15 protein-coding genes are annotated in these 14,930 nt (G+C 41.1%); 13 read left to right on the forward strand and 2 right to left on the reverse strand.

Annotated features, from left to right (window positions below; translation table 11 throughout):
* Positions 1 to 378 precede the first annotated feature (378 nt).
* From KHB02_RS12480 to KHB02_RS12490, 3 genes are all read left to right on the forward strand, one after another.
* Positions 379 to 630 carry a hypothetical protein gene (locus KHB02_RS12480; protein ID WP_213115605.1) on the forward strand — a complete coding sequence of 84 codons (252 nt, stop codon included), beginning with the start codon at positions 379 to 381 and terminating at the stop codon, positions 628 to 630.
* A gap of 109 nt (positions 631 to 739) precedes the next feature.
* Complete coding sequence (locus KHB02_RS12485) at positions 740 to 1,516, forward strand: alpha/beta fold hydrolase (protein WP_213140023.1); 777 nt, start codon at positions 740 to 742, stop codon at positions 1,514 to 1,516.
* A gap of 65 nt (positions 1,517 to 1,581) precedes the next feature.
* Complete coding sequence (locus KHB02_RS12490) at positions 1,582 to 2,433, forward strand: fumarylacetoacetate hydrolase family protein (RefSeq protein ID WP_213140024.1); 852 nt, start codon at positions 1,582 to 1,584, stop codon at positions 2,431 to 2,433.
* A 58-nt stretch (positions 2,434 to 2,491) separates the two neighbouring features.
* On the opposite strand, the gene KHB02_RS12495 is transcribed toward KHB02_RS12490, so the two are convergent.
* Positions 2,492 to 3,031 (reverse strand): helix-turn-helix domain-containing protein, encoded by a 540-nt coding sequence (locus KHB02_RS12495; protein WP_213140025.1) that lies wholly within the window; start codon positions 3,029 to 3,031, stop codon positions 2,492 to 2,494.
* A gap of 260 nt (positions 3,032 to 3,291) precedes the next feature.
* Here KHB02_RS12495 and KHB02_RS12500 point away from each other — a divergent pair, with 260 nt between their 5' ends.
* The 4 genes from KHB02_RS12500 (at position 3,292) to KHB02_RS12515 (ending at position 6,906) form a co-directional block, all read left to right on the forward strand.
* Complete coding sequence (locus KHB02_RS12500) at positions 3,292 to 3,942, forward strand: alpha/beta hydrolase (protein WP_213140026.1); 651 nt, start codon at positions 3,292 to 3,294, stop codon at positions 3,940 to 3,942.
* Between the two features lie 22 nt (positions 3,943 to 3,964).
* Positions 3,965 to 4,396: a DoxX family protein gene (locus KHB02_RS12505; RefSeq protein WP_213140027.1), complete on the forward strand. Its 432-nt coding sequence runs from the start codon at positions 3,965 to 3,967 to the stop codon at positions 4,394 to 4,396.
* 17 nt (positions 4,397 to 4,413) lie between these two features.
* The gene (locus KHB02_RS12510) at positions 4,414 to 5,190 is read left to right on the forward strand and encodes a DODA-type extradiol aromatic ring-opening family dioxygenase (RefSeq protein ID WP_213140028.1); all 777 of its coding nucleotides are present in this window, start codon (positions 4,414 to 4,416) and stop codon (positions 5,188 to 5,190) included.
* A 126-nt stretch (positions 5,191 to 5,316) separates the two neighbouring features.
* A complete protein-coding gene (locus KHB02_RS12515; protein ID WP_213140029.1) occupies positions 5,317 to 6,906 on the forward strand; it encodes an amidohydrolase in 1,590 nt (529 codons plus the stop codon).
* 52 nt (positions 6,907 to 6,958) lie between these two features.
* Here the strand turns inward: KHB02_RS12515 and KHB02_RS12520 are convergent, their stop codons facing one another.
* Positions 6,959 to 7,327: a hypothetical protein gene (locus tag KHB02_RS12520; protein WP_213140030.1), complete on the reverse strand. Its 369-nt coding sequence runs from the start codon at positions 7,325 to 7,327 to the stop codon at positions 6,959 to 6,961.
* Positions 7,328 to 7,523: 196 nt separating this feature from the next.
* Between KHB02_RS12520 and KHB02_RS12525 the strand changes: the two genes are divergently transcribed.
* The 6 genes from KHB02_RS12525 to KHB02_RS12550 all read left to right on the forward strand — a co-directional run bounded on the left by KHB02_RS12525 (position 7,524) and on the right by KHB02_RS12550 (position 14,782).
* Positions 7,524 to 8,624, forward strand: coding sequence for a metallophosphoesterase (locus KHB02_RS12525; RefSeq protein WP_241113835.1), 1,101 nt, complete (start codon positions 7,524 to 7,526; stop codon positions 8,622 to 8,624).
* Positions 8,625 to 8,825: 201 nt separating this feature from the next.
* Positions 8,826 to 10,316 (forward strand): long-chain-fatty-acid--CoA ligase, encoded by a 1,491-nt coding sequence (locus KHB02_RS12530; protein ID WP_213140031.1) that lies wholly within the window; start codon positions 8,826 to 8,828, stop codon positions 10,314 to 10,316.
* A gap of 96 nt (positions 10,317 to 10,412) precedes the next feature.
* On the forward strand, positions 10,413 to 11,465 hold the full coding sequence (locus KHB02_RS12535) for a zinc-dependent alcohol dehydrogenase family protein (protein ID WP_213140032.1): 1,053 nt from the start codon (positions 10,413 to 10,415) through the stop codon (positions 11,463 to 11,465).
* A gap of 129 nt (positions 11,466 to 11,594) precedes the next feature.
* Complete coding sequence (locus KHB02_RS12540; protein WP_213140033.1) at positions 11,595 to 12,746, forward strand: iron-containing alcohol dehydrogenase; 1,152 nt, start codon at positions 11,595 to 11,597, stop codon at positions 12,744 to 12,746.
* Between the two features lie 14 nt (positions 12,747 to 12,760).
* Complete coding sequence (locus KHB02_RS12545; RefSeq protein ID WP_213140034.1) at positions 12,761 to 13,162, forward strand: acyl-CoA thioesterase; 402 nt, start codon at positions 12,761 to 12,763, stop codon at positions 13,160 to 13,162.
* 15 nt (positions 13,163 to 13,177) lie between these two features.
* Positions 13,178 to 14,782 (forward strand): FAD-binding oxidoreductase, encoded by a 1,605-nt coding sequence (locus KHB02_RS12550; protein ID WP_213140035.1) that lies wholly within the window; start codon positions 13,178 to 13,180, stop codon positions 14,780 to 14,782.
* The last annotated feature ends 148 nt before the right edge of the window (positions 14,783 to 14,930 follow it).

The following is a 14,930-nucleotide window of genomic DNA, read 5'->3' on the forward strand; positions in this document are numbered from 1 at the left end:
TGATGGCTCGGTCGTTATAAAAGGATTCATAACTCCCGAGGTCAGATTCTTGATGATGGTTCAGTCGTTATGAAAGGCTTATAACTCCCGGAGTCAGATTCTTGATGATAGTTCAGTAGTTATGAAAGGCTCATAACTCCCGAAGTCAGATTCTTGATGATGGTTCGGTCGATATGAAAGGATTATAACTCCCGAAGTCAGATTTTTGATGATGGTTCAGTCGTTATGAAAGGCTTATAACTGCCAATCTAGAATTTTACGAAACATTCCGGTCTTAAATTCAGTACCAAAGACGTATCTGTTTTTGGAAAATATATGTATGAATAAAAAAATACTTGGCATAATGTTAGGGATAATAAGATTCAAAGGAGAGACAAAATGCCTATTGAAGAAGGTGCCAAGTTTCAAATTTCTCAAGGTGCACAAGGTTTCTTTAACTCCGCAGATTTATTAACGGTCATTTCAAATAATGGAGTAACCGTTCAATTTACACTGGGGGAAGGAAAGGGTTATGGGGCGATGCCCGTTGACCATATGAACTATCTCCTTAAAAGATCAAACCTGACAAAAATTCAAAATAAAAGAGCTTTATTAAGTCCAAGTGAAGGCACTGAAGAACATATTAGCTGAATGGAGAGGGATAAATTCTCTCTCTTTTTTATTTTACATGGGTAGGAAATTAGCTGGCAATCCAGAATATTTAATGGCATAAAATACAAAAAAGGATAGGTGAAAACTGATGAATATAAAAAAGCATCAATTAAATGAATCCACACTAGCATACATAGACGAAGGCGCTGGGAATCCTGTTGTACTTCTGCACGGTTTCTGCGGTAGTTCTCAGTATTGGGAAAAAGTAATTCCTGAGTTGGCCAAACATAATCGTGTCATCGCTCCTGATTTGCCAGGGCATGGGCAATCTTCACCACTGAAGCCCGGATTTTCAATAGACGACCTCGCACAAAAAATTAAAGAATTATTAGATGCGTTAAACATTGAGAAGGTATCGATCTTCGGACACTCTCTAGGCGGATACATAACGGTTGCCTTTGCGGAAAAATTTAATTCCTATTTAAATGGCTTTTCCCTTGTACACTCTACTGCCTTCCCGGATTCAGATGAAGCGAAAAAGGGAAGAGAGGCAGGTGTTACAAAAATAAAGGACGAAGGCATTCATACTTTTATTGATGGGTTGGTTCCGAAGCTTTTCTCCCCAGAACACCTAAATGAAAGCTATGTAGAAAAAGCAAAACAAATTGGCTGCACCACTTCACCACAAGGGGCAATGGATACGCTTTTAGCGATGAAAAATCGCCCTGACCGCAATCATGTATTACAAAATACCGAAGTACCCGTCATATTAATTGCGGGAGAGCAGGATCAAATTGTCCCAGTTGAAAAAACTTTTTCAGTTTCAAGAACAAACATCAAGCAAGCTATAATAAAAAATGCCGGACATATGAGTATGTATGAAAATCCAGATGAGCTTATAAAACTTATCACGACATTTTCTTGACAATTTCGACAATTCGGTAATACTTAAAGTTAGATATATATTTTTACAGGAGAGAGGAGTTACGTATGAAATTACTAACCTTTAAAAAAGACAATGAGGTCAGGCTTGGTGTGAAGACAGACAATGGCATCCTTGACCTAAATAAAGCTGGGCTTGATTTCACTCTCGAAGATTTAGTAAAAAATGAAAACGGACTGTCACTTGTGAAAGAAATCATCAATAGCACGGACTCAGAAAACCACTTAAGTGAGGCAGAAATCGAATTTCTACCGCCATTACTGAATCCGGAAAAAATTATATGTGTGGGCCTGAATTATCAAAGCCACGTAGAGGAAGCAAAGCTGGTAAATGTACCTGAGAACCCTGTTTTATTTAGTAAATTTAACAATGCTTTAGCAGCACACAGTGAAAATATCCCACTGCCTAAAGTTGGGGGAAAATTTGATTTCGAAGCAGAGCTTGTTATGGTGATAGGGAAAGAGGCAAAGGATGTATCAGAAGAGGAAGCTCTATCCTATGTTTTCGGCTATACAGCAGGAAATGATTTATCTGTCCGCGACCTCCAATTTTTGACCGGCCAGTGGCTGATTGGGAAATCACCAGACGGATTTGCTCCGATAGGACCGTATGTTGTCCCAGCGGAAGAGGTCGATCCATTCAATTTAAACATTGAATGTAAAGTAAACAGTGAGGTCCGCCAATCATCTAATACGAAACATATGATATTTAATTGTGCAAAAATCGTAAGCTACATATCCAAGCATATGACCTTAAGACCTGGAGATTTAGTTTTCACCGGAACACCTGAAGGAGTCATTTTGGGATTGCCGGAGAATGAGCAGGTATGGTTGAAGCCTGGTGATGAAATGGAAGTCACGATTGAGAATATTGGGACATTAAGGAACTTCTTAGTTTAATCCATTTATATTACTGAAAGAGCAAACCTCAAGATTTTATGATCCTGAGGTTTGTTTTTTAATAAATGCCATTATGTTCAGAATCAGTATAAGTTGCAATCAGGATGACTGCTTTTTGATCTCCGATATTTTTAACAAAATGCGGGACACTCGCATTCCAGCTAAAGGAATCGCCTTCCTCTAACATGTAGGAGTCTTCGCCTTGCTCAGCAAGGACCTTGCCTTCCAAGACTAAATGTGATTCTTCACCCTCATGGGCATTTGCTTCCCCCATTGATGCTCCGGGTGGAAATTCCACACTCATCAATCTCAATCCGCCAATTGATGCGATATGCTCGATTTTCAACTCATTAAAAGAGGAGTAGGACCGCTCATTTTTTTTGACAACTCGCATGTGCTGTTTTTTCTCTAATAATAAATAAGGTAATGGGATTTCTAAATAATTAGCAATCGTTTGCAAAGTATTTATCGATGGAGAGGTGTTATTATTTTCAACATTGCTAATAAATCCTTTTGAAAGACCAGTGCCATCACACATTTGGGCAATCGTTATTTTTTTCCTGTTTCGGATGGCGCGAATTTTCGATCCAATATCCAAGTTTTCCACCTCTAACGTTTTCTTATATAGAACTTATTTATATATTAGCAAAAAAATAATTGACAATCCATATAATCTGTTGTTATCTTATAAATAACAAAAGTTCATATTAAGAAACACGTTTATTTTTTTGTATTAAAGTTTTCTTATATGAATCTTTATTTATTATTTAAATACATCGACTCTCAATTCTTTGGGATTAGTATTTACGTCTATAGATAACCTATAGATATCAATAATTTATTTTTATAGAAAGGGTGATGGCATTGAAATCATCATTGACTTACTCACTTCTTAAGCCTGAGCAAGTTGATCCAGATAAATCCTATCCTGCTTTATTTTTGATGCATGGAATGGGCAGTAATGAACAAGATTTACTGCCATTGGTTGCCGGTTTGGAAGAGAAATTTTTCATTTTTAGTATCCGTGGTCCGCTAGTGCAGCCACCTGGCTTCGCGTTTTTTACGATTGAAGGCTTTGGAAAACCGCACCGCCATGTTTTTGATGAGACAGTAGGGATGATCTCCAATTTTATTGATGATGTTTTGGCGGAATATCCGGTAGATCCAAATCAACTGTATTTGGCCGGTTTTAGTCAGGGAGCAATTCTTTCGATGTCCCTCGCAATTAAACTGGGTAACCGTATTAAAGGCATTGCCGCTTTAAGTGGGTACATTCCTGGATTTGTGAAAGAAGAATATGAAAAGAACCCGGTAAATGAACTCTCGCTTTTTATTTCCCACGGTGAATTTGACCAGATTCTTCCATACCAATGGGGTGTTGAAAACGATGAATACTTTAGAAGTTTGGGTGCAAAAGTCGCTTTCCATTCGTATCCAGCAGGACATACTGTCACTTTGAAAAATCAACAAGATTTTACAAAATGGTTAGTAAATCAACTAGAAAAATAAAATTATAAAGGAGAGATGAGAAATGTTGAAAAAATACGAAGCAAGTACATTCATTTTACGAGTAGTTTTAGGGATCACATTCTTTGTCCACGGATTAGTAAAATTTCAAGGTGGAATCGAAAATATTGCCGGTTGGTTTGCAAGTATTGGGCTGCCAGGTTTCATGGCATACGGTGTAGGGCTGCTGGAAGTAGTGGGGGGAATCGCCTTAATTGTCGGATTTGGAAGCAGAATCGTTTCCGCTTTATTTGTATTGTTAATGGCTGGTGCCATTTTTAAAGTAAAATTAGCAGGGGGCTTTTTGGGTAATGGGCAAGGTGCAGGTTATGAATTAGAACTAGCGTTTCTGGCCATGTCATTATTAATTGCCATCAATGACAGCAAGTTGTTCGCTCTGGACCAACTATTATTTAATAAAGAAAAGAAAGAAACTAATATTAGAAAAGCGGCTTAATTAAAGGAGGAATAATAATGCTTCCATCATTATTTATCGCACATGGCGCTCCATTACTGGCGATTGAAAACAATGAATACACACAGTTTTTAAATCAATTAGGAAAAAATCTTCCTCGTCCTAAAGCTATTGTCATTTTTTCAGCCCATTGGGAATCCCGTCTGCAAAAAGTAAGCGATGTTGAACAATACAGTACCATTTATGATTTTGGAGGATTTCCTCCTGAATTATATACGATTCAATATCCTGCTCAGGGAAATCATGAACTTTCGAAAGAAATAATGGATCTGTTTGCTGCAAATGAGGTACCGTTTGAAACCGAAATGCAGCGCGGCCTCGATCATGGTTCATGGGTTGTCCTTCGGATGCTGTATCCGAACACTGATATTCCAGTTATTGCGATGTCAGTAAATTCCCGACTGTCGCCTGAAGAACAGTATAAAATCGGCAAAACCTTGACCGGGTTAAGAGAAAAAGATATCTTAATCATCGCCAGCGGGGGAACATCGCATAACTTAAGAGCTGTCAATTGGGCCGATAGCGGAGTGGATCAATGGGCTCTTGAATTTGAAGACTGGCTTGCCTACCATCTGAACCATTGGGACCTAGACTCATTATTCCAATATGATACCTTAGCTCCAAATGCGGAATATGCCGTTCCTCCATATGGAAGAGAACACTTTATCCCGCTGTTTTACGCGATGGGTGCCGCCGATAATGAGAAAAAAGCAGCCTTGCTGCACCGCAGCTTCCGATATGGAAACTTGACACATAGTGTTTGGCAATTTGGATAATTGTTTATAGATTCCAATTCATTTTATAAGCCGACAGCGAAATGACTATACATTTAGTCCATTGCACTGTCGGCTTTGGTATTATATAGAAAGGTATACATATCAGTTTTTTGGAGGAATGTCTGTATGACGAAGACAATTTTCACAAACGGAAAAATCTATACACTGGATGAACTGGAGCCTTTGGTTGAGGCAGTTGTAGTTGAGAATGGAAGAATTGTTGATGTGGGATCTCATGCTGAAATGACCCTTCAATGGGGAAGAGATGGGTCTCGTGTTGTTGATTTGCAAGGGAGGACGGTTACTCCCGGACTGATTGACAGTCATCTGCATCTTTCTGGCGTGGCTTTTAATTTCTTAGATCTTGATTTAACGGGGGTCAAATCAAAACAAGAAATGCTTGATAAGCTCCGTTCAAAAGCAAACAGCGTTCCACCTGGAAAATGGCTGGTCGGAATGGGTTGGGATGAGAATTTGTTTACCGAAGGCGGAATTCCGACTCTTGAAGAACTGGATTATGCAGCACCGCATTGTCCAATTTATTTAAAACGGATTTGCCACCACGCCTTTCTAGTAAACAGTAAGGCTCTTGAAGTGTCTGCTTACGACCCTACCATTGAGGTTCCCGCCGGGGGAACGGTTGTATTAGATCCTATTACGAAAAAACCGACAGGAATGATTTTGGAATCGGCATCTAAACTATTTACCAAACACATTCCGGAGAAAAGCTATGAAGAGTTAAAAAGCGGTTTAGAGAAGGCAATGGACTTTGCTGTAAAAAAAGGGTTAACAAGTGTTCACACGAATGATCCAGCCTTTTTTGGCGGATTTGAGCAAACCTATAGAATGTATGATGAATTAATTAATCAGGAAGGAAAGGCCTTACGCTGCAATCTATTGATCGATTATCCTTACCTTCAGGCTTTGAAAGCTAAGGGAATGTATGCCGGTTACGGGAATGAGAAATTGAAAATCGGCTCTATTAAAATATTCGCAGACGGCGCTTTTGGCAGAAGAACGGCGCTATTATCCGAGCCATATCATGATAAACCTGATGCGTATGGGGATGCAATGCTTAGCCAAGAAAAACTATATGAGATCGTGAAAAACGCAAGGGATCATGGCATGCCAATTGCCGTACATACCATTGGTGATCAAGCATTGGAAAATGTTCTAGATGTGCTTGAGCAATTCCCGTCGGTCGAGTATCGTGACCGGATTATCCATGTTTCTTTAGTTAGGCCGGATTTGATTAAAAGACTGGCGGTACCGAGCCGGATTGCCGACATTCAACCGAGATTTGTGGTCGGTGATTATCCATGGATTAAGGAAAGATTAGGGGAGAAGCGGGAGCAGTATTTGTACGCTTGGAAATCGCTGCTTGCGGCAGGTGTCATATGTGCGGGTGGTTCTGATGCACCAGTCGAACCTGTGGATCCACTGTTAGGCATTCACGCTGCCGTTACCCGCAGAGCACCATGGGATTCCCATGAAGGCTGGAATGTGGGAGAAAAGCTATCTATACAGGAAGCTGTGAGATTGTTTACGGTTGGTGGTGCCTACGCTACCAACGAAGAAACTTTAAAAGGAACAATTTCTAGAGGAAAGCTGGCGGATATGACAGTTTACTCGAAAAATCTATTCCAACTTGAAGACCCGGATGAACTGCTGCAAACTTCGGTTGAAATGACGATTATTGATGGAGAAATACAATAAAATTAAATTAATTCCTTCCCAATAAATGAAATTGGGAAGGAATTATAAACCCCTATTCATATTTTGGTGCAGAACCCATAAAGAATCCATCAATGAAAGTTGCCATCATAATTTTGCCATCTTGATCTATAAAAGGTACTCCTACAATTGTAATTCCATAAGAATTATGTACGAGTACTTCAGTGTTATTTATCCCTCTCCAGTTATCTCCATCCTTAATAATAGAAAGTTTTGCATTTTTAAATTCCTGACTGCTGATTAAATTAGCAATTATTTTGTTTTTTTGTGCTCCGTAAATAGGAGTAACATTATGACAAGTACAATCTTCTTCCTCCGCTGCTTTTACAGGATTACCTGGTGCAGCAAAAAGGGAAAACGCAATAAAACCACCACAAATAAGGGCCAACATTTTTTTCTTCATACTTTTTTCCTCCTTTAATTAATCTCTGTACTATCATTCTGTTTATTTCGACAATCTCCTTCAAAATACCCGGTAATATTTTTGAAAAACACCAAAATATATGCCGAAATTGTGTCAGTTGCCCTAAAAGTTGTCAATTTATCCTAAATAAGGTCTAATAGAATTAGTATTTTTGTATCGTAAAGGGGAATCATGTGTGGGGTTTTTTGCAGGTGTTTTAGTCATCTATAATTTACTATTGTTCTATATCGGCTGGAATGGCTGGAAATGGATGAAAACATTTATTATAGAAAAAAAGCGGGCAAGGTTTTTCTACTGGCTGATCCTTGTTTTTGTTGCCTATACCTTTGTCTACGCCAGGTTTTTGGATGACAGTGCCATCTTTACATGGCTTGGCGGGATTTGGCTAGGGATTTTTTATTATTCGGTTCTACTGCTTCCATTTGTGAATCTTTTTGTATTTTTAACACGGTTTACCCGTATTCAAAAAGAAAAGGTTGTAAAATGGTCCGGTTTTACCACTGTATTAATTATTTCAGGATTATTTACATTAGGCTTATACAATGCCTTTACTCCTGTCGTAAGAACCTATGAAATCAACATTCCGAAGCATGTGGAGGGGGTAAAAAGTCTTAACATTGTCATGGCATCCGACATGCATTTTAGTGAAATGTCGGGGGCGAACCATGCTAAAAACCTCGTTAAGCACATCAATGCCTTGAAACCTGACCTTGTGCTGTTCCCAGGGGATATTATTGATGATGATGTGGATCCTTTTCTCGATAAAGGAATTCCGGATATTTTGAAAAAGATAAAGGCACCGGTATATGCCTCTATGGGGAATCATGACCGTGAGGACCCTGGGATTGATCTGATTAAAATTTTTAATAACAGTGGTATGAGGCTAATGGCAGATGAAGTAATTGTTTTAGATAATGGGATTACCTTGGTTGGCAGGAAAGACCGCGGTTATCAGGATGTGGTTAGGATGAAGCTTTCCGATTTAATGAAACAGGTGGATTTATCAAAACCAGTTATTCTCCTTGACCACCAGCCGTATGATTTGGATGTTGCCGAAAATAATGGAATAGACCTTATGGTATCCGGACATACTCACCGTGGACAATTGTTTCCGGCTAATTTGATAACAAATAGGATTTATGAAAATGATTGGGGATATCTAAAAAAAGGCCAGCTCCATTCGATAGTCACGTCCGGATATGGGTTCTGGGGAACGCCCCTAAGAATCGGTACTCAGTCTGAAATTGTTCAATTAAAAGTAGAGTTTAATCAATGAAATGAGGGCCAAGTTGGTTCTTTTTTTATTGTCTATTGGATGGCAGGATTTAATTAAAAATATATTAAACCTAAGTGTCAAGCAATATGAAAATATTACCATATTACTTGACACTTTTCTTTTTCATAGATTAATATGTAAGCGCATACACTTTTTCTATATGCCTATTTTTCTGAACAATAGAATAGGGAGGGAACATTGTTGAATATTAGTGAAGTTTTGTTTCAAACGGCAAAAGAAATACCCAATCATGCTGCTATTGTATTTCGGAACGAGAAAATTACCTATCAGGAGTTAGCCGATAAGGTGATGGAAAAAGCAGCAGGACTTCGAAAGTATGGAATTACAAACGGTTCCCATGTTGGTCTCATGATGGCCAATAAGCCGGAGTATGTAATTGCCTATTTTTCCTTGCTAGCAATTGGTGCCACTGTGATTCCTCTTAATCCTACCTTCAAAGAAAATGAAATAACCTATATTCTAAATGATTCCGATGCTGTTGCCCTTATTGTTGATGAAATTGGCCTTGGTGAAGTTCAAAAGGCTCACAAATCTCTCTCGTCAGTAAAATCTATCTTCACTTTAACCGAAACAGAAGCCTATGTCGCGTGGGAGGAAGTCTCCGGTAAACCAGCAAATTTCTATATTGAACCAAAAAATCAATATGATAATGCCCAAATAATTTATACTTCAGGAACAACTGGCAAGCCGAAAGGGGCATTGATTACGCACGGAAATCTGGGATGGATGTCAGAAACGAGTGCTGACCTTTTGGAGCTAACAAAGGAAGACCGGGTTCTTGTCGTTCTCCCATTATTTCATGCGTATGCAAAGCTACAGGGCTTACTTATCTGTGTGTTAAGAGGGGCTACGATCTACTTAGAAGAACGCTTTATTCCAGATGTTATCCTACAGAAACTTGCAGACTACCAAATTTCCATTTTCCTCGGTGTTCCTACCATGTACACAATGTTTATCCATTCTCCAAAAATAAAAGAATTAGATTTTTCCAGCCTCAGACTTGCGGGTTCAGGCGGAGCCAGTCTCCCGGTTGAAATTCTAGAAAAAGTGGAGGAGGAAATGGGTGTACAAATCGGCGAAGGCTATGGCCAGACCGAAAGCACTGTCATGATTAGCTGTTTCCCTAGCAATATTGAAAAAGTTCCAGGGTCAGTCGGGGTACCCGTTCCTGGTCTCGAGCTGCAAATAGTCGATCCGAATGGCAGGGAAGTCCCTGTTAACGAAGTCGGGGAAATTATTTTTAAAGGGCCTAACGGCATGAAAGGCTATTATAAAAAGGAAGAAGCAACGAACGAGACGATAAAAGAAGGCTGGGTTTATACGGGAGACCTGGGCAGGAGGGATGAGCGAGGATACCTTTATATTGTTGACCGCAAAAAGGACATGATTATCCGCGGCGGCTACAATGTCTATCCACGTGAAATAGAGGAGGTTCTTTATACTCACCCAAATATTGTAGAGTGCGCGGTAGTTGGCGAATCAGACCCTGTTTTTGGAGAAGAAGTAGCTGCTTACGTTGTGACGAAATCGGAAATCACACCAGACGATATCACTAGTTTCTGTAAACAGCAGCTGGCTCATTACAAGATTCCTAGAAAAATATATTTTATGAAAGAACTTCCTAAAACAACAACTGGAAAGATTCTTAAAACACCATTAAAAAAGAAATAAATCTCCAACAGTTTGTTCTTTTTTCGATAGGACAAAGAATATCTTTTAAGGTAAATACTTACAAATTGATAGGTTAAAGCTTGGGAGGGAATCTATTTGAGAGCTGCACAAATTATTGAGCAAAGACAGCCATTAAGAATCGGAAATGTAGTTGATCCAACACCAGGTCCACATGATGTGATTGTAAAGGTAGAGGCAAGCGGTGTATGCCGGAGTGACTGGCATGCGTGGATGGGAGACTGGGCATGGCTTGGCCTGAGTCCAGTGCTGCCAATTATACCAGGGCACGAATTTGGGGGAGTTGTTGAAGCCGTCGGAAAAGAAGTAAAAAACTTCAGGCCAGGCGACCGGGTGACGGCACCGTTTCATGAAGGCTGTTCACACTGCTCAAGCTGCTTGAGCGGACATTCTAACCGCTGTGACAATCTGCAAATTTTTGGGTTCGCCCATGATGGTGCCTATGCGGAATATGTAAAGGTTCCGAATGGTGATTTTAATCTGGTCCCGCTTCCAGATGAGGTCGATACAGTGACGGCTGCTGCCATTGGCTGCCGCTACATGACGGGCTTTCATGGTGTGGTGCGTGCCAACTTGAAGCCAGGAAATTTCCTGGTGGTCCACGGGGCAGGCGGTGTAGGGTTGTCGTCAGTTCAGGTTGGAAATGCTATTGGCGCCCAAGTCATTGCGGTAGATGTGGATGATGCCAAATTGGAAATGGCCCGAAAAGAAGGCGCGGTTGCTACGGTGAATGCTCGAAATGAGAATGTGGTGACAGCTGTAAAGGAAATCACCAGGGGCGGTGCCCATGCATCTATTGAAGCGTTGGGAATTCAGGAAACAATCCTTAATTCTGTCCTTTGCCTACGAAAGGGCGGCCGCCATGTGCAAATTGGCTTAACAACCCATAACGAACAAGGAATTGCCGGCCTTCCAATTGATGCAATCACGGCAATGGAATTAGAAATCGTCGGAAGCCTTGGGAATCCACGGTCGGAGTACGATGGATTATTGTCAATGATTGCCCAAGGCAAATTAAATCCACGTTCCTTGGTATCTAGGGAGATTGCTCTAGACCAAGTGAATGACGTCCTCAATGATATGACTAATTTTAAAACTTATGGTTTTAATGTCATTACAAAATTTAAATAAGCACTGATTTCGAATAAATAGCCTGGTGTCTGCCGGGCTATTTATTATGTAAAAATCAGCAGGGATATTGCACTCCTTGTTGAAATAGTTTAATAGGTACTGAAAACTTTTAAAGGAGGGTCAACGTAAATGATTTCAACCTTAAGATTCCCAAAACGATCCTATACCGGCTGGGGCTCCATAGCGAAGCTTTTTGAAGAACTGGAGGATATGAAGCCCAGCCGTATTCTAATAGTTACCGACCAAACCCTTGTTAAAATTGGATTGGTCCAACAATACTTATCTCCTCTAAATGAACAATATGATGTTAGCCTTTATACTGATGTTGAGCCGGAACCATCGCTCGCTTGTGCAGAGAGATTGGCGGCGTATGCCCGCGAAGGCGGGTTTGATTGTGTTATCGGTTTAGGCGGTGGTAGTGCATTGGACTTGGCAAAAATCGCTGCCGTCATATCGCAAAATGAGGGTGATACAGCAGATTATCTTAATCTCTCTGGTACACGGAAGCTAAAAACTAGGGGAATCCCGAAAATATTAATTCCCACAACATCTGGAACTGGCAGTGAGGTAACAGATATTGCCGTTGTTTCCCTTGAAGGGACCAAGGATGTCGTCACTCATGATTTTTTACTAGCTGATATTGCAATAGTTGATCCGCAATTAACCCTATCTGTTCCTAAAAGAATAACAGCTGCCACCGGAATTGATGCCTTAACACATGCTGTGGAAGCCTTTCTTTCTGTTAATGCAAACGAGGCAACAGATGCACTTGCTATTAAAGCTGTCGAATTAATCGGTGGCTCATTAAGGAATGCTGTTCAGAATGGGGAAGACAAAGAAGCAAGAAATGCGATGAGCTATGGCAGCTATCTAGCCGGACTGGCCTTTTTCAATGCGGGTGTCGCCGGTGTTCACGCACTTGCCTATCCGCTCGGCAGCCAATTCAAATTACCGCATGGAGAGTCCAACGCTGTGTTACTTCCATATGTTATGAAATCGATTTCTTCGAGCTGCAGTGACAAATTAAATCGAGTATGCAGCATATTAACCAATCACGGTGAGGGACGAACTGAAGAGGAAATTTTAACGTTATTTTATAAACTGGTCGAAAGTGTCGGGCTTCCAACAACACTAAAAGAATATGGCATACCAGAATCCAGTCTTAAAAGCTTAACTGAAGATGCAATCAAACAAAAAAGACTGCTGGCCCGAAGTCCAAAACCTCTTGGCGAAGATGAAATCTATCAAATTTATCAAATGGCTTTTAACGGCTTAAATTAAAAGGTGGTTATCTCATGTATTTGACCGTAATCGAACCAAGGGTTTCTGAAACTGACGGTGTCGGCCATATCAATAATACGACGATTCCAATTTGGCTGGAGGCAGGCCGAAACAAGCTTTTTAAATTATTCAACCCGGATGATACCTTTCATGACTGGAAGATGATTATTTTAAAAACAAATGTAGAATACGTCGCACAAATTTATTTTGGTAAAGACGTAGAGGTAAAAACGTGGGTGAAAAAAATCGGCAATTCCAGTTTAGAGCTATACGAGGAAATTCATCAAGAGGGCAGACTATGCGTTATTGGTACTGCAGTATATGTGAATTTTAACCTCCAAACACAGAAATCCGAACCAATTCCTAATGATATTAGACAAGAATTGGAGCTTCATTTATATGAGAGTATTAATTAATGAGGGGGAATTTAAGTGACACCTCGCAAAATGAAATTTTGGGGATGGGGCTATGAAGATGGCCTGTCCCCTCAGGTTCAGAATCAAGTTGAAGCAGCGATGGCAAAGCGGTTTGGAGTAAGCGAATGGAAGAAGACGCCGCCGCCAGTTATCGATGAAATATCTCTAAAGCAGCCTCGCATAAACATACCACAATCACTAAAGCACCTTTGTACTAATGATACCCACGAGCGCTTATCGCACACATATGGAAAATCCTACCGGGATGTCGTGAGGGCTTTTCGTCGTGATTTTATGAATGCACCAGACATAGTGGCATTCCCCGGTACGGAAAATGAGCTTATTAATATTCTAGATTGGTGTAATGATATTCATGCTGCCGCCATTATTTATGGCGGCGGAACAAGTGTAGTAGGAGGTGTTGAGCCTGAAATCGATGACCGATATTCGGGTTCAGTATCGATTGATTTAAGGAATTTTAATCAAGTCCTAGAAATTGACAAAGTTTCTCGTGCTGCACGTATTCAGGCGGGGATTCGCGGGCCGGCTATTGAAAAGCAATTAAAGGAACAGGATCTAACTCTCCGTTTCTTCCCACAGTCTTTCGAATTTTCCACGTTAGGAGGATGGATTGCTACCCGGGCCGGGGGCCATTTTGCCACCTTGCACACACATATCGATGATTTGGTGCAATCGCTCCGTGTCATTACTCCAAAAGGTGTGGTTGAAACAAGAAGGCTGCCCGGTTCTGGTGCAGGACCAAGCCCCGACAGGATGTTTATTGGCTCTGAAGGTACGCTTGGAATAATCACTGAGGCTTGGGTTAGGCTGCAGGACCGTCCGGTTTATCGAACTGCAGCATCGGTACGTTTCCCGGATTTCCAGTCTGGAGTGAAAGCCGTCCGAGTACTAAGCCAATCTGGTTTATATCCTTCCAATTGCCGTTTGCTTGATGCAGGAGAGGCGCATGACTCTGGGGCAGGGGACGGGAAAACAGCAGTACTTATGCTTGGCTTTGAGTCGCATGATCATCTTCTTGACGTTTGGATGATTAGGGCACTGGAATGCTGTAAGGAATTTGGCGGAGTATATGGGCAGGATGTAATAAAAACTAGAAAGGATTCATCCGCAAGCAGGGAAGGTGATGTGGGTACGTGGCGAAATGCGTTTATCCAGGCACCGTATCTAAGGGATGTCCTTGTCGGCTTAGGGATTATCGTGGAAACCTTCGAAACAGCGATAACATGGGACCGTTTTGAAGCATTTCATACTGGAGTAATGGAGGCGGCCAAAAAGGCGGTTAGAGAAATTTCCGGCCATAACGGATGGGTGACATGCCGAATCACACATGTCTACCCTGATGGACCGGCACCATATTACATTGTTAAGGCACTCGGGAAGCCTGGCAGTGAACTGGAGCAGTGGGACGAAATCAAAGCAGCTGTATCTGAGGCTATTATTTCCCTCGGCGGGACGATTACCCACCATCACGCAGTCGGCCGTGACCACCGGCCATGGTATGACAAGCAGCGGCCGGACCTGTTTGCCTCTGCACTAAAATCGGTGAAACGCACACTGGACCCTTGTTATATTCTTAACCCGGGAGTGCTCATAGATTAAGGCTGAATATAAGGGCTCCTATGCTACCGATCCGATGATTTTTTCAAGTGTTGGGGCACGTATAAAGGATCTATGCTACCGATCCGGCGATTTTTTCAAACGTTGGGGCGCATATAAAGGGGCTATGCTACCGAACCCATGATTTTTT

The organism is Neobacillus citreus, assembly GCF_018343545.2.
Lineage (GTDB): Bacteria > Bacillota > Bacilli > Bacillales > Cytobacillaceae > Neobacillus > Neobacillus citreus.